General features: G+C 71.4%; 13 protein-coding genes. All 13 read right to left on the reverse strand.

What is annotated here, in order from left to right; genetic code table 11:
* Positions 1–29 precede the first annotated feature (29 nt).
* The gene (locus ACWD3E_RS01655) at positions 30–1,337 is read right to left on the reverse strand and encodes a PP2C family serine/threonine-protein phosphatase (protein ID WP_451385540.1); all 1,308 of its coding nucleotides are present in this window, start codon (positions 1,335–1,337) and stop codon (positions 30–32) included.
* Positions 1,338–1,340: 3 nt separating this feature from the next.
* A complete protein-coding gene (locus tag ACWD3E_RS01660; protein ID WP_451385541.1) occupies positions 1,341–3,827 on the reverse strand; it encodes a tetratricopeptide repeat protein in 2,487 nt (828 codons plus the stop codon).
* Positions 3,824–5,113: a hypothetical protein gene (locus tag ACWD3E_RS01665; RefSeq protein WP_451385542.1), complete on the reverse strand. Its 1,290-nt coding sequence runs from the start codon at positions 5,111–5,113 to the stop codon at positions 3,824–3,826. The genes ACWD3E_RS01660 and ACWD3E_RS01665 overlap by 4 nt, the downstream gene beginning before the upstream one ends.
* A 55-nt stretch (positions 5,114–5,168) precedes the next feature.
* Positions 5,169–6,203 carry a glutamate ABC transporter substrate-binding protein gene (locus ACWD3E_RS01670; RefSeq protein ID WP_451385543.1) on the reverse strand — a complete coding sequence of 345 codons (1,035 nt, stop codon included), beginning with the start codon at positions 6,201–6,203 and terminating at the stop codon, positions 5,169–5,171.
* A gap of 14 nt (positions 6,204–6,217) precedes the next feature.
* Positions 6,218–7,606, reverse strand: a complete 1,389-nt coding sequence (locus ACWD3E_RS01675; RefSeq protein ID WP_451385544.1) for a hypothetical protein — start codon at positions 7,604–7,606, stop codon at positions 6,218–6,220.
* Positions 7,607–7,841: 235 nt separating this feature from the next.
* A complete protein-coding gene (locus ACWD3E_RS01680) occupies positions 7,842–8,813 on the reverse strand; it encodes an N-acetylglucosamine kinase (RefSeq protein ID WP_451385545.1) in 972 nt (323 codons plus the stop codon).
* The gene (locus ACWD3E_RS01685) at positions 8,804–10,069 is read right to left on the reverse strand and encodes a 6-phospho-beta-glucosidase (protein WP_451385546.1); all 1,266 of its coding nucleotides are present in this window, start codon (positions 10,067–10,069) and stop codon (positions 8,804–8,806) included. The genes ACWD3E_RS01680 and ACWD3E_RS01685 overlap by 10 nt, the downstream gene beginning before the upstream one ends.
* Before the next feature lie 6 nt (positions 10,070–10,075).
* The gene (locus ACWD3E_RS01690) at positions 10,076–10,969 is read right to left on the reverse strand and encodes a carbohydrate ABC transporter permease (protein WP_451385547.1); all 894 of its coding nucleotides are present in this window, start codon (positions 10,967–10,969) and stop codon (positions 10,076–10,078) included.
* A gap of 2 nt (positions 10,970–10,971) precedes the next feature.
* Entirely contained in the window at positions 10,972–11,913 is a 942-nt protein-coding gene (locus tag ACWD3E_RS01695; protein WP_451385548.1) for a carbohydrate ABC transporter permease, read from the reverse strand.
* A 3-nt stretch (positions 11,914–11,916) separates the two neighbouring features.
* Positions 11,917–13,272 (reverse strand): ABC transporter substrate-binding protein, encoded by a 1,356-nt coding sequence (locus ACWD3E_RS01700; protein ID WP_451385549.1) that lies wholly within the window; start codon positions 13,270–13,272, stop codon positions 11,917–11,919.
* A 55-nt stretch (positions 13,273–13,327) separates the two neighbouring features.
* The gene (locus tag ACWD3E_RS01705) at positions 13,328–14,539 is read right to left on the reverse strand and encodes an ROK family transcriptional regulator (protein WP_451385550.1); all 1,212 of its coding nucleotides are present in this window, start codon (positions 14,537–14,539) and stop codon (positions 13,328–13,330) included.
* 214 nt (positions 14,540–14,753) lie between these two features.
* On the reverse strand, positions 14,754–15,374 hold the full coding sequence (locus ACWD3E_RS01710; RefSeq protein WP_451385551.1) for a Uma2 family endonuclease: 621 nt from the start codon (positions 15,372–15,374) through the stop codon (positions 14,754–14,756).
* Between the two features lie 140 nt (positions 15,375–15,514).
* On the reverse strand, positions 15,515–16,672 hold the full coding sequence (locus ACWD3E_RS01715; RefSeq protein WP_451385552.1) for a mechanosensitive ion channel family protein: 1,158 nt from the start codon (positions 16,670–16,672) through the stop codon (positions 15,515–15,517).
* Between the last annotated feature and the right edge of the window lie 148 nt (positions 16,673–16,820).

Genomic DNA, 16,820 nt, shown 5'->3' on the forward strand with positions numbered 1-16,820 from the left:
GTCCTGTGAGGCTCCCCGTCGTACCGGCCTCAGGCCGATCCTGCCCCCTGAGACGGTGCCGGGAACGGCAGGACGGCCACTGTTACGTTGTCGTGGCCCCCGCCGTCCAGGGCGTGGCCGACGAGGACGCGGGCGCTGTGCAGCGGGCGCGCGGCGGCGTCCGCGGGCACGACCTCGGACATCTCCTCGGCCGTCTCCGCGTAGTTCCACAGCCCGTCGGTGCACACCACCACGACACCAGGCCGGTCCGGCTTGAAGGAAGCGGTGTGCGGCTCCAGTTCGTAGGCGTCCGCGCCGAGCCAGCCGGTGATCGCGTGGGCGCGCTCGTCGGCGTAGGCCTCGGCCTCGCTCATCAGCCCGGCGGCGACCATCTGCGCGGCCCAGGAGTCGTCCTCGGTGAGCCGGGCCGGGGGCGCGGAGCGGTCCGCGGGCACCCAGTAGGCGCGGCTGTCGCCGACCCAGCCGACCACCAGCAGCCCGGCGGTGACCACCGCGCCGACGATGGTGCAGGCCGGGGCGTTGGTGTGCGGGCTGTGCTCGCGGGCCGAAGCGGGCTCCTCGGCCAGCGCGTTGACGGCCTGCGCGGCGGCGACGATCGCCTCGTGCATCGCCGTCTGCGGGTGCGTGCCGCGCGGCAGGGCGGCCAGCAGGAGGTCACCGGCCGTCTGCGAGGCGGCCGTCGACGCCTCGTCGGGGCGGGTCGCCGAGGACACGCCGTCGCAGACGATCGCGAGGGCCGCCGGGGTGCCGTCGGGCAGCGCGGTGTGGCCGACGGAGAAGGCGTCCTCGTTGCGGTGGTGGCGCAGACCGCGGTCGCTGACGGCGGCCACCGGGCCCGACTCCCGCTCCACGTGGTCGCGTTCGCGCGGCTGGGCGTGCCCGCAGTTCTCGCAGTAGCCGTCGTCGTCCACCCGGCCCGCCCGGCAGGCCACACACACCCGCGCCGCCTCGGCGGGGGCGGCGGCAGCGGGATCCGCCACGCGCGGGTCGGGCGCCTGGCGCGGGTCCGGCGCCTGCAACGCGTACTCGTCAGGCTCCTCCTCCGGCACCCGGTCGAAGCGCACCCCGGAGGCCGGGGGCTCCTCCGCGCCGGGCAGGTCGGCCGGCAGATGCGCCGCGGGCGGCGCGCCGGAGCCGGCCGGCTCGGGGGCGGGCCAGTCCACGCCGTCCCCGGCGGCGGCCGGGCCGGACAGGGTGAGCGTCGGGTGGTCCGGCGACGAGGCGGGCACCACCGAGAGGTCGTGTCCGCACGCGCCGCAGAACAGGTCACCCGACTCGATCGGCTCCGCGCAGCTCGGGCACTCGGACAGTGCGGCCTGCTGGGGCATCTGCGACATCAACTACACCCACGTCCGGGGGCGGTAACGGTTGGCCCGTTCCACCAGTTCGATCCTCTCCTCGCCGCCGGTCGCCAGCCGGGCGAGCGTGCGGTAGGAGCGCTCCAGTCCGAAGCGCAGGCCCCGCTCGTCCAGGCCGCTGCCCAGCAGCACCCGTCCGCCGGCGATGGCGGTCGGGGCGGTGCCCTGGCCTTCGGAGAGTATCCAGTCCAGTGCGCAGCCGAGGACTTCCACCGACAACTGCTCGCGCCGGGCCGGGTCCAGACCGTACGCGTCCAGCGCCTCCACCTGCCCGGCGGCGGCCGTCAGGTCCTCCACGAACGGTACGTCACCCGCGGTCGCCGTACGCTGCCGCAGCCGCCCGCGTACGGCGGCCACCCGCGCTGCCGTGTAGTGGATGGAGGACTCCGGCACCGACTCCAGCGTCCGTACGGCGCTGCGCCGGTCCCCGGCCGCGAGCTGCACCCGGGCCAGGCCGAACGCGGCGCTCACATAGCTCGGGTCGGTCGCCCACACCAGGTGGTAGTACTCGGCGGCGTTGTCCAGCTGGCCCAGCACCTCGGCGCACAGGCCCAGCGCCAGCTTCGGCGCGGCCTCGCCGGGGAAGGCGTCGTAGATCGCGTCGAAGGAGAGCGCGGCGCCCTCGAAGTCGCCGGTGACCAGGGCGGCCACGCCCCGGTACCACACCACCCGCCAGTCGTCGGGCCGTTCGTCCTCCAGCTTGGCCAGGGACATCAGCGCGGCCTGGTGGTCGCCGCTCTCCAGCCGGGCGCGGACCTGCCGCAGCCGGGTCTCCACGGTCTGCATCGGCGCCGCGTCCAGCGCGGAGATCAGCTCGGCCGGCGCGGAGGCCGAAAGACCCGCCAGGAAACCGGCGTTGGCATCGCCCGGGTCGACCAGCGGAACCGGCAGCGCCAGCGCGGCGGCCGGGGTGACGACGGGCCGGACGAGGGAGGCCGGGGGCAGCGCGGGCAGCGGGCTCGTCGTGCCGTTCCTGCGCACCGCCCGCGCGCCCAGCCGCGACACGTCCCCGTCCATTCTGGGGAACAGCTCCGTGTCCGTGACCTTGACTTCGGGTCCGAACAGGGTCGACAGCGCGGGCCGCGCGTGCCCGGTCTGCAGCGAGACGACCTCGCGCAGCACACCGGTCAGCTGCTCGGCCATCTCCTGCGCGGAGGCGAACCGGCGGGCCGGGTCGGGGTCGGTGGCGCGGACCAGGAGCCGGTAGAAGGACTCGTAGCGGCGGAAGACCTCGATGTTGTCCGGGTCGGGCAGGGAGTCCGCGAAGACGTTCGTGTAGCCCTGGAAGTCGAAGGTGAGCACGGCCAGGGTGCGGGCCACCGTGAACAGGTCGCTCGCCACGGACGGGCCGACCTCGGCGACCTCGGGCGCCTGGTAGCCGACCGTGCCGTAGATGGCCGACTCGTCGTCGTCCATCCGGCGGACCGCGCCCATGTCGATCAGCTTGAGCTGGTCCTCGCTCTGGATGGCGTTGTCGACCTTGAAGTCGCAGTACAGCAGGTTGCGGCTGTGCAGATGGCCGAGTGCCTCCAGGGCCTCGATGCCGTACGCGCACGCCTGCTCCACCGGCAGCGGATCCCGGCGGCCGTCCGGGGTGCGCCGGGCGTTGGCGATCTCCTTCAGCGACTTGCCGCCGACGTACTCCATCACTATGTAGCCGTCGAGGGAGCCGGTGCGCTGGTCGAGGTGCTCCACGAAGTTGTAGATCCGCACGATGTTGGCGTGCTCGATCTCCGCGAGGAAGCGCCGCTCGGAGATCGCGGCGGCCATCGCGTCCTGGTCGCCGGTGTCCAGCAGGCCCTTGAGCACCACCCAGCGGTCGGACACGGCCCGGTCCACGGCGAGGTAGATCCAGCCGAGCCCGCCGTGCGCGAGACAGCCCACGACCTCGTACTGGCCGTGCACCACGTCCCCGGCCCGCAGCTTGGGCACGAACGAGTACGGGTGCCCGCACTTGGTGCAGAAGCCCTCCGTGCGCCCCGGCCGCTCACCGCGCGAACGCCCCACCGGCGCACCGCAGTCCGAGCGCGAGCAGAATCGCTTCCGCTCGGGTACCTCGGGGTTCTCCAGCACCATCGCGCGCGGATCGGGCCGCGGCACCTGAGGCACCGAGACCAGACCGGCGCCGAGCCGCCCCCGGGAGGAGGAGCCCGAGGAGGAGCCGGAGCTGCGCACCGACACCGAGCGGCCGGTGGACGCGCCGGACAGCGAGCGGGACAGCCGTCCCGACACCGAGCGCCGCGACTTCGACGACTGCGAGGACGTGCGCGAACTGCTGCGGGAGCTGGAGTGCGAACCGCCGCTCTGCGACGAGCCCTTGGTCAGACCGGTGGGCGGCGAGCCGACCATGCCGTTCGCGGACACGACCGGGGCCAGACCGCAGGTGTCGCAGTACAGCTCACCGCCGCCCACGTCCTCGTACGCACCGCCGCAGCCCGGCCGCTGGCACGTCTGCTGTGCCTGACTCATGACGACTCACTCCTACGATCCTGAGGTCCGCCCTGTTCGGGGATCCTCGGTGTGCCGAGCGTCTCGGCCGCCGCCTGCTGGTAGCGCAGGACGGCCTGTTCGGCGACGCGCAGGTCGCACGGCGCGCTCCACAGCATGCGCCGGGCCGCGTCGTACCGCTCCACCAGCAGCGGGTCCTCGGCGAGCCCGTGCCGGGCGACCTTCGCCTTGTACGCGTCCAGGCGACCGCGCAGCTCGGCGCGGACCGCGAGCGGCGCGGTGACCGCCGTCAACGACTCGCGGGCGCGCAGCAGTTCGTCCTCCGCCTTCTCCTCCAGGGACTCCAGGAGCGGGGAGAGCCGGTGCCACTGCGCCTGCCGGCGGTACTCGGCCGCCGTCGCCAGCTGCTCCTGGAGCACGGTCGGCGGCCCGCTGACCACCGGCACCTCCGTCGCGGCGATCTTCGCCAGTACCTCCCCGCGCGCGGTGCGCGCCTCGGCGAGGGTGCGGTCCGCGCGGGAGAGCACGTCCCGCAGCCGGATCAGCCGCGCCTCCGCGTCCTGCCGGACGGTCAGCACGGCGTCGATCTCCCGCCGCACCTCCTCCAGGGCGCGCGCCTCACGGTCGTACACCGTGGTGTCCGGCCGGCCGCCGCCGGGCGCCGAACTGCCCTCGGCGGGCACCCAGAAGGCGAGCGGGTCGGAGACGACGTCCTCCCGCAGCCTGGTCAGTATCCGGGTGATGCGCTCCAGGTCGTCGCCGGAGGGGTGCTCGCCGGGGCGCACGCCGACGGAGTGCGCGAGCTTGCGGGTGCGCTGGAGTTCCGCGGCGAGTAAATCGATCCGGGCGGGCAGCGCCGACCAGACGGCGTCGGCGGTGACGACCATGTCGAGGCTCGTCGCGTACAGCTCGTTCATCCGGTCCACCAGGGCGGACAGTGAGAAACGCTCGCTGAGCCGGCCTGCACCGGGCACGGTGACGGACTCGCCGCGCAGCAGCTCGGTCAGCTCCACCAGGTCCTCGCGGCTGGACCAGCGGCGCCGGGCGCGGATCTCCCGGGCGCCGCGCAGCGCCGCCGCGTACGCCTCGAAGTAGGCCCACAGCAGCGTGATCGACGCCTCCGTCGCCGACCAGCGCTCCTGGGTGACGCCGGTCAGCCGGGCGCCTTCGAGGAGCCTGCGGCCCGCGTGGTCCTGCAGGGCGAACAGCGAGGTCTCGATCGCCTCGTGCTCTGCGCCGAGCCGCGCCAGCGCACGGTCCACCTCGTCCCGGTCCATCACCGGCCCGGCGGGGTCCGTGACGCCCATCGATCACCTCTCGCTTCCTGTGTCGGCCCTGGTGGGAAACCTTGCGGTCAAGGGGTCAGTTCGTGCCCAGATACTGCGGCGCGGGCGGCTTGGACGCCGCCGGGTCCGAACCCAGCGTCGCCGCCAGCCACTTGTCGTACGACGCCTGCCAGCCGCCGCCGCGGTAGTCCACCAGAATGCGATTGACCCGGCGTACCAGATCGGTGGCGTCCTTCTTCATCGCCACGCCGTAGTACTCGGTGGTGAACGCCTCGCCCTTCAGCTCGACGGTCGGGTCCTGGGCGGCCTGGCTCGCGGCGAGCGCGCCGTCGGTGACGACCGCGTCCGCCTCGCCGAGCTGCAGCCGCACCAGGCAGTCGAGCTGGTTGGGGACGGTCCCGGAGATGTCGGCGGAGGCGGGCAGCTTGCCCAGCTTCTTGTCGGCGTCCAGCTTGGTGTACGCCGTCGAACCGGTCGCCGTGCAGATCCTCTTGTGCGCGAGCGAGCCGTCGTAACCGGTGATCGACGACGACTTGGGCGCGAGCACCTGCTGGCCGGTCTTGAAGTAGGGCGCGGAGAACGCCACTTGCTGCAGCCGGTCGCAGGTGATCGTCATCGTGCGGACGACCATGTCGACCCGGCCGTCCTGGATCGCCGGAATGCGCTGGCTGGTGGGGATCGCCTTGAACTGGACCGCGTCCGGATCGCCGAGGATGTCCGCGGCGATCTTGTGCACGAGGTCGATGTCGAAGCCCTCCAGCTCCGCGCCCAAGGTGTTCGGGTTGCGGTAGCCCCAGTGGTAGCTGTTCTGGTCGACGCCGACGATCAGCTTGCGCTTGGCGCCCGTACGGGACTTGATGGCGTCGATCGTCGGGCCGTCCGCGCCGGACGGCGACAGCGTCTGCTTCTGCGCGTTCGCGTCCGTGCAGTTGTCCGCGCGGGCCTGGCTGCCCTCGGCCACGCCCGGACCGGACGTCGTGCCGCCGCCCCCGTGGGAGGCCTGGGTGCGCGGCAGCAGCAGGACGAAGGCCAGCGCCAGGGCGCACAGGACCGCCATGGCACCGACCCCGCCCCAGCCCCGCAGGGCGGCCCGGGCACGTGCTGCGTACATTGCCTTGCCCCCTGTCACCGGTACTCCGAAAGCCTGCGGCCGATGCCGGCCACCGCGCCCGCCGCGCCGAGCAGGGCGAGGACGGCGGCGCCGACGGCCAGCCCGGTCAGCGCGTCCCGCCCGTCACCGGCGGACTGCCGGAACTCGTGCTGTTCGTGGTCGATGGCCTGGGCGAGGTTGCTGTCGACGCCGTCGAAGCACTGGCCGGTCGCGCCCTTCGCACCGATCACCTTGTCCAGCGCCTGCTGGAAATTGCCGTTCTCGTCCTCGGTGCGGGCCGCGCCGTGGCGCTGCTTCCACACCGCCATGTTGCCCTCGGCCGCCTTGACCGGCTTCGTGCCCGCGTCGTCGTCGGCGAGCTTCTCGGCCTCGCTCAGCCCCTTGCCGAGCACGGTCATGTCCTGGTCGAAGTCGTAGTAGTACGCGTCGTACGTCTGCCCGTCGACCGTCACGGTCTCGGCGCCGCGCGCCACCAGGCTCAGGTTCTCGCTGCCGCGCGCCTTCAGCGAGGCGATCCGGGCCTCGTGCAGGACGTTCAGCGAGCGGATGCCGTTGTCGTACGACTCGTTGAGCCCCGAGCGCGCCACCGTGTGGCCGACGACCAGCCACAGCAGCACCACGGTGGTGGCGGCGGTGGCGGCGACCAGGCCCTGGTTCAGGACGCGATTGGTGCGGCGGTACGTGCGGTGCTGGGCCCAGCCGAGCGCGGCCAGGGCGATCAGGCCGAGCGCGATCGCCGCCCACGGGTAGGGCGTCGCGTCGTCGTAGTCGGCGCGCAGCCGCTGGTTCTCCTTGGTGTAGAGATCCTCGGCCGCCGGGAGCATCTCCTTCTGCATCTTCTCGTTGGCGTAGCGCAGATACGCCCCGCCGACGGGATACCCCTGCCGGTTGTAGGTCCGGGCCCGCTCGATCAGGCCCTTGTACTCGGGCAGCAGCGTGTTGAGCTTGGCGACCGTCGACTCGGAGGCGGAGCCGGGCTCGGCGTTGGCGGCGGCCGTGACGAGCCCCGCGGCGGCGGTGCGGATGTCCTTCTCGTACCGGTCGCGGGAGCCGGCCGTCTCCTGCCCGCCGGCCAGGAACCCGCTGGAGGCCGCAGTGTTGGCGTCCGCCAGCGAACGGTAGATGTCGGCGGCGCCGGAGCTGAGCGGCTGGCTGCGGTGCAGCACGTCGTCGGCGGCTGCCGCGCGCTCGCTGGTCTGATAGGCGGTGACCGCGCCGAACGCGACGACCAGCAGGGCGAGTACGGCACCGATGATCCGCAGCCGCCCCGGCTCGGTGGTCGCCGCGGCCCGCACCTTGTCGACGCCCTCGGCGAAGGCGGAACGCCGCGCGGGCGGCGCGGTGGGAGGCGCGGCGGGCGGTGCCGCGGGCGGCCGGCCGGGCTGCGCCGGGATCGTGGGCATGACGGAGCCCACCGTCGGCGGCGTCGTGCTGCTCTGCGGCGGGTGTGTCACTCGACCTCCCCCATGGTCTTCGGGTCGCCGCCAAGTATCGCCGTACCGGGCCGCCGTGCGCACGGGCCTTCACTGGATCTTGATCGGATCGCAGTGTCCGCCGCACATGTATCTGCCGCACATGTATACGCCGCGCGCGCATGTTCGGTTCCGCCGCCGCTGTCTCCTGATGTCCGCCTGCCGCCTACCCCTCCCAGAACGCCCTTGTCTGCTCCTGGGCCTGCTTTCCCGCGCCGAGGTGGTCCAGGCCCAACAGGGCCGCTCCCAGGACCGGATTCGCGGTGACCAACCGGACGTCCGCCTTGGGGGTGCGGGTGGACAGCAGTTCGCGGACGCCGTCGTTGAGGAGGGGATGCCCGGCCGTCAGGACGCTGCCGCCGAGCAGCACCGGGGTCTCCTCGGCGAGGAGGTCCAGCCGGGTCAGCGCCACCGTCGCCATGGTCGCCACCTCCTCCGCGAGCCGGGCGACGATCGAGCGGGCCACCGGGTCCCCCTCGGCGGCCGTCGCGAACAGCACCGGCGTCAGCTCGTGCCGGCGGCCCGGGTCGACCTGTTCCAGGTGCAGGGCCTCGATCAGCGCGTACATGGACGGCAGCCCGAAGTGCGCGGGCAGCGTCCGGGACAGCGTCGTCGGCCCGCCGCGCCCGTCCGCCGCGCGCGCCGCGTGCCACAGCGCCTCCTCCGCCAGGCCCCAGCCGCCGCCCCAGTCGCCGGAGATCCGGCCGAGCGCCGGGAAGCGCGCGGTACGGCCGTCGGGGCGCATGCCCACGCAGTTGATGCCCGCGCCGCAGACCACGGCCACGCCCCGGGGTTCGGCGACACCCGCACGCAGGATCGCGAAGGTGTCGTTGCGCACCTCCACCGACGCGGCCCACGCGCGCGCGTGCAGCGCGGTCGCCAGCTGCTCCTCCTCCACCGGCAGATCGGCGTTGGCCAGGCAGGCCGACAGGTGCGCCACGGACGTCACCCCGGCCTCCGCGAACGCCCGCGCGACCGGCTCGGCGAGCGCGTCCAGCGCCCGCGCCACACCCACCGCCGGCGGCCGGAAACCGCCGCCGCGGGCTGTTGCCAGGACCTCCCCGGCGACGGTGAGCACGGCCACGTCGGTCTTGCTGTTGCCCGCGTCGATGGCAAGAACGGTCGAGGTCAGGCCCACGCGAGGTGCTCCCGGTTGTGCGCGATCAGCTGGTCGGCGAGGCGGTCCGCGTATGCGTACTGGCCGATCAGGGGGTGGGCGAGCAGCGCGCGGAAGACGCGGTCCCGGCCGCCGCGCAGGGCCGCCTCCAGGGCCAGGTCCTCGTACGTCGTCACGCTCGCCACCAGGCCCGCGTACAGCGGGTCCAGTTCCGGCACCGGCAGTGGCACGGGCCCCTTCGTGCCCACGGCCGCCTGCACCTCGATCACGGCGTCGTCGGGGAGGAAGGGCAGCGTGCCCTTGTTGTAGGTGTTCACCACCTGGTACGTGCTGCCCGTGCCGCCCAGCAGGCTCGCGGCGAGGTCCACCGCCGCCTCCGAGTAGTAGGCGCCGCCGCGCTTCGCGAGCAGCTCCGGCTTCTCGTCCAGGGCCGGGTCGGCGTACATCGCCAGCAACTTGCGTTCCATCGCGGCCACTTCGGCCGCCCGCGAGGGCTTCGTGCGCAGCTCTCGTACGACCTCGTCGTGCGCGTAGTAGTAGCGCAGGTAGTAGGAGGGGACCACGCCCAGGCGGTCCAGGAGCGGGCGGGGCAGGCGCAGGTCCTCGGCGACCGCCGTGCCGTGCTCGGCGAGCAGCTTCGGCAGGACGTTCTCGCCCTCCGGCCCGCCGAGTCGCACACCTGTTTCCCAGGTGAGGTGGTTGAGGCCGACGTGGTCGAGGTGGATCTCCCTCGGCTCGGTGCCCAGCAGGGCCGCGAACTTCCGCTGGAGGCCGATCGCCACGTTGCACAGCCCGACCGCCCGGTGCCCCGCCTGGAGCAGGGCGCGGGTGACGATGCCGACCGGGTTGGTGAAGTCGATGATCCAGGCGCGCGGGTTCGTACGGCGGACCCGTTCGGCGATGTCGAGCACCACCGGAACCGTGCGCAGCGCCTTGGCGAGCCCGCCCGCGCCGGTCGTCTCCTGGCCGACGCAGCCGCACTCCAGCGGCCAGGTCTCGTCCTGCTCGCGGGCCGCCTGCCCGCCGACGCGCAGCTGGAGCAGGACGGCCTCGGCGCCGTCGACGCCCGCGTCCAGGTCGGAGGTGGTGACGATCCGGCCGGGGTGGCCCTGCCTGGCGAAGATGCGCCGGGCCAGCCCGCCGACCAGTTCCAGGCGCTCGGCGGCCGGGTCGACCAGCACCAGTTCCTCGATGGGCAGGGTGTCCCTGAGCCGGGCGAAGCCGTCGACGAGTTCGGGGGTGTAGGTCGAGCCGCCGCCGACCACGGTGAGTTTCATACGTGCTTAACCCTTCACTCCGGTGAGCGTGACGCCCTCGACGAACGCCTTCTGGGCGAAGAAGAAGACGACGATGACGGGGGCCATGACCAGCACGGTGGCGGCCATGGTGAGGTTCCAGTCCGTGTGGTGGGCGCCCTTGAAGGACTCCAGGCCGTACGACAGGGTCCAGGCGCCCGGGTTCTCCGAGGCGTAGATCTGGGGGCCGAAGTAGTCGTTCCAGGCATAGAAGAACTGGAAGAGGGCCACGGCCGCGATCCCGGGCTTCGCCATCGGCAGGACGACGCGCAGCAGGGTCCTGAGGTCGCCGCAGCCGTCCACGCGGGCCGCGTCCAGGTACTCGTTCGGGATGGTCGTCAGGAACTGGCGCAGCAGGAAGATGGAGAACGCGTCGCCGAACGCCATCGGGATGATCAGCGGCCACAGAGTGCCGGACAGGTCCAGCTGCTTCGCCCAGAACAGGTACATCGGGATGACGACCACCTGCGGGGGCAGCATCATCATCGAGATGACCAGCATGAGCGCCAGATTGCGCCCCGGGAAGCGGAACTTGGCGAGCGCGTACGCCACCGGGATGGACGACACCACGGTCAGCACGGTGCCGAGGCCGGCGTAGATCAGGGTGTTCTTCCACCAGGTCAGGAAGCCGGGCGTGTCGAACACCTTCCTGTAGTTGCCCCACTCCCAGGTGTGCGGGATCAGATCCCGGCTGAGGGCCTGGCTGTCGCTCATCAGCGAGGTGAGGAACACGAACACGAAGGGGAGCGTGAAGAAGAGCGCGGCGGCGACGCCGAGGGAGTGCACGGCGACCCATTCGAGCAGTGCCCTGCGCCGGGCGGTCCGCTCGGCGGCCGGGGCAGGGGCCGTCAGCTCCACCGTCTGGTCCAGTACTCGGGTCATGGTCAGTCACCTGCCTGGATGAGACCGCCCCGGCGCCGCATCAGGAACGCGGTGAACACCATCGACAGGGCGAACAGCACGAGGGCCACCACGCAGGCCGAGCCGTAGTCGAAGCGCTGGAAGCCGAGGTTGTAGACGAGCTGGGGGAGGGTGAGCGTGGACTTGTCCGGGTAGCCGGGCTCGAACTGGGTGCCCGCGCCCTGGATCACCCCGGAGGCGACCTTCCCGGCGATCAGCGGCTGCGTGTAGTACTGCATGGTCTGGATGACCCCGGTGACGACGGCGAACATCACGATGGGGGAGATGTTCGGCAGCGTCACGTACCGGAACCGCTGCCATGCCGAGGCCCCGTCCAGCTCGGCCGCCTCGTACTGCTCCATCGGCACGTCGAGCAGCGCGGCCATGAAGATGACCATCAGGTCGCCGACGCCCCACAGGGCCAGCAGGGTCAGCGCCGGCTTGGACCAGGCGGGGTCGTTGAACCAGCCCGGCGCCGGGATGCCGAGCTTCTCCAGGATCGAGTTGACCGGTCCCGTACCGGGGTTGAGGAGGAAGGCGAAGGCCATCGTCGCCGCCACCGGCGGGGCCAGGTACGGCAGGTAGAAGAGGGTGCGGAAGACGCCCGTGCCCGTCTTGATCTTCGTGATGAGCAGGCCGACGCCGAGCCCGAAGACGACCCGGAGCGTCACCATCACCAGCACCAGCCACAGGGTGTTGCGCAGGGCGGGCCAGAAGAGCGGATAGTGCTCGAAGACGTACGTCCAGTTCTTCCCGCCGCTCCACGTCGGCGGCCGGAAGCCGTCGTAGTGCATGAACGAGAAGTAGACCGTGGAGATCAGCGGGTACGCGAAGAAGACCGCGAAGCCGATCAGCCAGGGCGACATGAAGGCGAGGGTCCTGAGCGCCGACCGGCGGCGCTTGGACGCCGGAGTGACCGTACCCATCGGCTACTTCGCCTGCGCGATGTCCGTGTCGATCTGCGCGGCCGTCTTCTTCAGACCGGCCTTCAGATCGGTGACCTTGCCGCTCTCGTAGTCGTAGCCGAACTGCTGGATCGTCACCAGGTACTGGCCGCCGTTGATCGAGGCGGGACTCGTGGTCGAGTTCGGGTTCGCGGCGATGTCCAGGAAGGTCTTGAACCGGGGGTCGTACTTCAGCTTCGGGGACTTCAGCGCGGCCAGCGTGGAGGGCACGTTGTGGATGTCGTTGGCGAAGCCGACCACCGCGTCCGTGTTCGTGGTCATGTACTTCACCAGCTCCCAGGCCGCGTTCTGCTTGTGGCTGGTGGCCGCGATGCCCGCGACGGTGCCGGTGATGTAGCCCTTGCCGTACTGGTCGGCCTGGTCGTCCGGTACGGGCAGCGGAGCGACGCCGATCTCGAACTTCGGTTTGGCGTCGAGCGCCATCCCGAGCCGCCACTCGCCGTCCAGCTGCATGGCCACCTGGCCGGTGTGGAAGGGGTGCTTGGGGCCCCACTCGTCGCCCAGCGTGGCCCGGAACTTCTCCAGCTTCTGGAAGCCGCCGAGTTCGTCGACGAGCTTCTTCTGGAGGGTGAAGCCCTTCTCGAACGCCGGGTCCTCGGCCACGTCGGACTTGCCGGTCTTGTCGAAGTACGTCGGCGAGAACTGCCCGAAGTAGTGTTCGGTCGTGGACTCCCAGCCGTGGTAGTCCGGCATGAAGCCCAGCTGCTTGTAGCCCTCGCCCTGCGGGATCGTCAGCTTCTTGGCGTCGGCCTCGAACTCCGACCAGGTCTTCGGCGGGGCCGTGATGCCCGCCTTCCTGAACGCCGTCTTGTTGTAGTAGAGGCCGTACGCGTCTCCCAGCAGCGGTACCGAGCAGCGGTTGCCGTCGAACTGGGTGTACTCGTTCATCGCCTTCGGGAACGTCTTCTCCGGGGCGATGTCCGACTTCTTGAAGAAGGGGTTGAGGTCCACCAGCGCGCCCGAGGAGCAGAACTTGCCCACGTTGTTGGTGGTGAAGGAGGAGATCACGTCCGGGGCCCGGTCGCCGCCGGTGCGCAGCGCCTGGTTGATCTTGTCGTCGGTCACGTTGCCGACGATGTTCACGTGGATGTTGGGGTGGGCCTTCTCGAAGCCCGCGACCAGGGACTTGACCGCCTTCACCTCGCCCGGCGCGCTCCACGCGTGCCAGAAGTTGATCGTCGTGTCCTTGGAGGCGTCGTCGGTGGCGCCAGAGGCCGAGTTGTCCGACTGGCCGGTACAGGCGGTGGAGAGGAGGACGAGGGAGGCGGCGGTCAGGGCAAAAGCCGCCTTTCGGGCAGCTGAGGGTATGACTTCGGGCATGGCGAGGTCTCCCGGGGCAGGGGTGGGTGAGAGGAGCGGGACTGCGGGGGCGGGCTCAGCGCGAGGTGTCGAAGACCTCGTCACGGGTGGCCGCGAGCGCGCTCTCCAACGCGCCGCGCAGCACGGGGTGTTCACGGACGTCGCCGACGACCAGCCGGGGGCGGGCCGCCGCCAGCTCCTCCAGCTCGGCCTGGACGAGGGCGCGCAGCACCTCGCCGCCGGCCGTCAGGGCGGAGCCGCTGAGGACGACGAGTTCGGGGTCGAGGACGGACACGAGCGAGGCGAGACCGGTGGCCAGCCGGGTCGCGTAGGTCTGGAGCAGTTCCCGGTACGGCCCGCTCGCGTGATCGGCGGCGCGGGCCACGAGGTCCGCGGCGGCCTCGGTGTACGGCCCCGGGCGCACCTCGGTGATGCCGAGTTCGCGGGCGAGCTTCGGTACGGCCTGGGCGCCGGCCAGCTCCTGGTAGCCGCCGCTGTTGGCCTTGGTCACCTGGCGGACCAGGGGGGTGCCGGGCACCGGCAGGAAGCCGACCTCGCCGGCACCGCCGGTCCAGCCGCGGTGCAGCCGGCCGCCGAGGACCAGGGCGGCGCCGAGGCCCTCCTCGTTCCACAGGAGCACGAAGTCCCCGTGGCCCCTGGCGGCCCCGAGCCGCTGTTCGGCGATGGCGACGAGGTTGACGTCGTTCTCGTACTCGACCGGCATCGGCAGCGCCGCGGCGAGTTCTTCGAGCAGGCTGGGGGAGTGCCAGCCGGGCAGATGGGAGGCGTAGCGCAGCCGCCCGGTGTTGGGGTCGAAGGCGCCGGGGGTCGCGATGACCACCCGATGCACGTCGCCCCGCGAGAGCCCGGCGGCCTTGACGGCCCCGTCGAGCGCGTCGGCCACCTGCCGTACGACGGGCTGCGCGGGCCGCCGCCCCGGCGTGGCCAGTTCGTACTCCCCGACCGTGCGGCCGGTGATGTCGGCGACGGCGGCACGGATCCGCTCCGGCGTGACATCGAGCCCGGCGGCGTACGCGGCACCGGGGTTGACGGCGTACAACTGGGCGTTGGGCCCCGGCCGCCCCTCGCTGGTGCCGGTGACCCGGACCAGCCCGGCGGCCTCCAGGCGGGCCAGCAGTTGGGAGGCGGTCGGCTTGGACAGGCCGGTGAGCTTGCCGATCCGGGTCCGCGACAGCGGCCCGTGCTCCAGCAGCAGGTCCAGGGCGGCGCGGTCGTTCATGGCGCGCAGCACGCGTGGAGTGCCCGGCGTACCGGCGGTTCCTGCCATGGGGGTCGACACCTGCCTTTCCAGCCGCCCAGCTTTCCAGTGACCTGGCCATGCAGTCCAGCGGTGATCACCGGCGGCCGGTGGAACGCAGATCACTGTTAGGAAACTTTCCTATTGGGGTGGGAGGAAGGTAAGCCCGGCACGAAGGGGGCGTCAATAGACAACGCCCCCGGGGCAACAGAGTCGTTACCTCGGGGGCGGGACGGCCTGGGGCTCAGTCGCCGAGGAAGGGGGTGGTGTCGAGGGTGGGGTACGGCGCCGGGAGGGGGAGGGGGTCGCCGAGGGCGACTTTGGTGTCGGTCTTGTAGTACGCCTCGGTGGGGTCGTCACCGGGGAGGACGGGATCCGTGTAGCAATGGGCTGTCTTCGCATCGCGGTTGATCAGGACGTAGACGGGGATGCCGACGGCGGCATAAGTGGCCAGCTTGGGGCCGGTGTCAACCGCGTGATTGGTCGACGTGACCTCGCCGACCAGAGTGACCATGTCGACGGGATACCAGCCCTTGTGGGCTTTCCGGTAGGCCTCGTCGAGGTCTGTCGGTGGGCGGCGCAGGACGTAGAAGTCCGGGATGACGAGAGCCATGGTGCTGCCGTCTTTGTATGCACCCCGGTAGCCGTTGCCCATACCCGCCAGGTCGAGCCCTGCCGTGAAGAACTGGACGGTGAGTTTGAAGGCGCCGTCGTTGTGCTCGTGATTCGGTTGCGGCGGCACGATGACCGTCCCCTCGACGTACTCGGGCCGAATCGGCGCCACGGACGCCTCCTCGAACGCGATCAACAGATCGATGGGGTCCTGCTCCGTCATGACCGTCTCCATGATCGGTTCGGCGCTCATCCCTGGTTCTCCTCGTCACGCTGATGCCAGGCTAAGCCCGCCTCGGGCGCCCCGGCAGAACGATGGGGCATCCCGCGCGCTCTCGGCGCCGGAATGCCCCACGTGTTCACTCGAACGAGTGTGCTGAACCGTTCCGCTCGCTACTTGCCCGGAGGCGTCGGCCGCTGTGGAGCAATCGGTGCCGCCGCCACCGACTGCGGGGAGTCGGCGTTGGAGTACGCCGACGGCGCGGCCACCGCCGCCGTCGGGTCCGGGGTGTCCTGCACATCCTCCGCCGCCGTCACCCCGCCGACGATCCGGATGTTCGCCGCGTTGAAGGCCCGCTTGATGCGCCAGCGGAGTTCTCGCTCGACCCCTACCGACTTGCCCGGCATGGTCCTCGCCGAGACACGGACCACCATCGAGTCGATGAGCACGCTGTCCAGGCCCAGTACCTCGATCGGGCCCCATAGCAGCTCGTTCCAGGGCTCTTCCTTGCTCATCTTCTCGGCGACCTCGTCCAGCGTGGACTTCACCTTGTCCAGATCCTCAGAGGCCCGGACGGTCACGTCGACGCCGGCCGTCGCCCAGCCCTGGGAGAGGTTGCCGATGCGCTTGACCTCGCCGTTGCGGACGTACCAGATCTCACCGTTGTCGCCGCGCAGCTTGGTCACCCGCAGCCCGACCTCGATCACCTCGCCGGAGGCCACCCCCGCGTCGATCGTGTCGCCGACGCCGTACTGGTCCTCCAGGATCATGAACACGCCGGAGAGGAAGTCCGTCACGAGGTTGCGCGCGCCGAAACCGATCGCCACGCCCGCCACACCGGCGGACGCCAGCAGCGGAGCCAGGTTGATCTTGAACGTGGACAGCACCATCAGCGCGGCCGTGCCGAGGATCAGGAAGCTGGCCACCGAGCGCAGCACCGAGCCGATCGCGTGCGAGCGCTGCCGCCGCCGCTCGGCGTTGACCAGCAGCCCGCCCAGCGCGGTGCCGTCCACGGCGTGGGCGGTGCGGTTCATCCGGTCGATCAGCTTGGTGATCGCCCGCCGCACCACCCCTCTGAGCACGAAGGAGACCACCACGATCAGCAGGATCTGCAGACCCATCGCCAGCCAGGTCGACCAGTTCTGCTCGACCCAGCTCGCTGCGTTCGTCGCGCTCTCCTGCGCGTCCTGGAGCGTCGGCACGGCCGGCGCCGACCCCGAGGGGGACGGTGTGGGCGTGGCGCCGGCGGCCGACAGGGCGACGGGCAAGGACGACACGGCAGGTACCTCCAGGTGCTGCGCGATCCGTTCCGGCGGGGCGGTCAAGGTCACGAAAAGGCCACCGGGCGGACAGAACCAACACACTAACGGGGCATTGTCTGTGCTCCGCGCCGATCCGCATAGGAGAGACCGTTCTCACCCGGGCTTGAACAGGCCATGATCCGGGGGATGAATGCGGTGTGGTCGAAAACACTCTCAG

Source organism: Streptomyces sp. NPDC002676 (assembly GCF_053592455.1).

Bases quoted from the DNA above. Each gene is read 5' to 3' on its own strand.
- ACWD3E_RS01655 (WP_451385540.1), bottom strand. From the start codon at position 1,337: ATGTCGCAGATGCCCCAGCAGGCCGCACTGTCCGAGTGCCCGAGCTGC.
- ACWD3E_RS01660 (WP_451385541.1), bottom strand. From the start codon at position 3,827: ATGAGTCAGGCACAGCAGACGTGCCAGCGGCCGGGCTGCGGCGGTGCG.
- ACWD3E_RS01665 (WP_451385542.1), bottom strand. From the start codon at position 5,113: ATGGGCGTCACGGACCCCGCCGGGCCGGTGATGGACCGGGACGAGGTG.
- ACWD3E_RS01670 (WP_451385543.1), bottom strand. From the start codon at position 6,203: ATGTACGCAGCACGTGCCCGGGCCGCCCTGCGGGGCTGGGGCGGGGTC.
- ACWD3E_RS01675 (WP_451385544.1), bottom strand. From the start codon at position 7,606: ATGCCCACGATCCCGGCGCAGCCCGGCCGGCCGCCCGCGGCACCGCCC.
- ACWD3E_RS01685 (WP_451385546.1), bottom strand. From the start codon at position 10,069: ATGAAACTCACCGTGGTCGGCGGCGGCTCGACCTACACCCCCGAACTC.
- ACWD3E_RS01690 (WP_451385547.1), bottom strand. From the start codon at position 10,969: ATGACCCGAGTACTGGACCAGACGGTGGAGCTGACGGCCCCTGCCCCG.
- ACWD3E_RS01695 (WP_451385548.1), bottom strand. From the start codon at position 11,913: ATGGGTACGGTCACTCCGGCGTCCAAGCGCCGCCGGTCGGCGCTCAGG.
- ACWD3E_RS01700 (WP_451385549.1), bottom strand. From the start codon at position 13,272: ATGCCCGAAGTCATACCCTCAGCTGCCCGAAAGGCGGCTTTTGCCCTG.
- ACWD3E_RS01705 (WP_451385550.1), bottom strand. From the start codon at position 14,539: ATGGCAGGAACCGCCGGTACGCCGGGCACTCCACGCGTGCTGCGCGCC.
- ACWD3E_RS01710 (WP_451385551.1), bottom strand. From the start codon at position 15,374: ATGAGCGCCGAACCGATCATGGAGACGGTCATGACGGAGCAGGACCCC.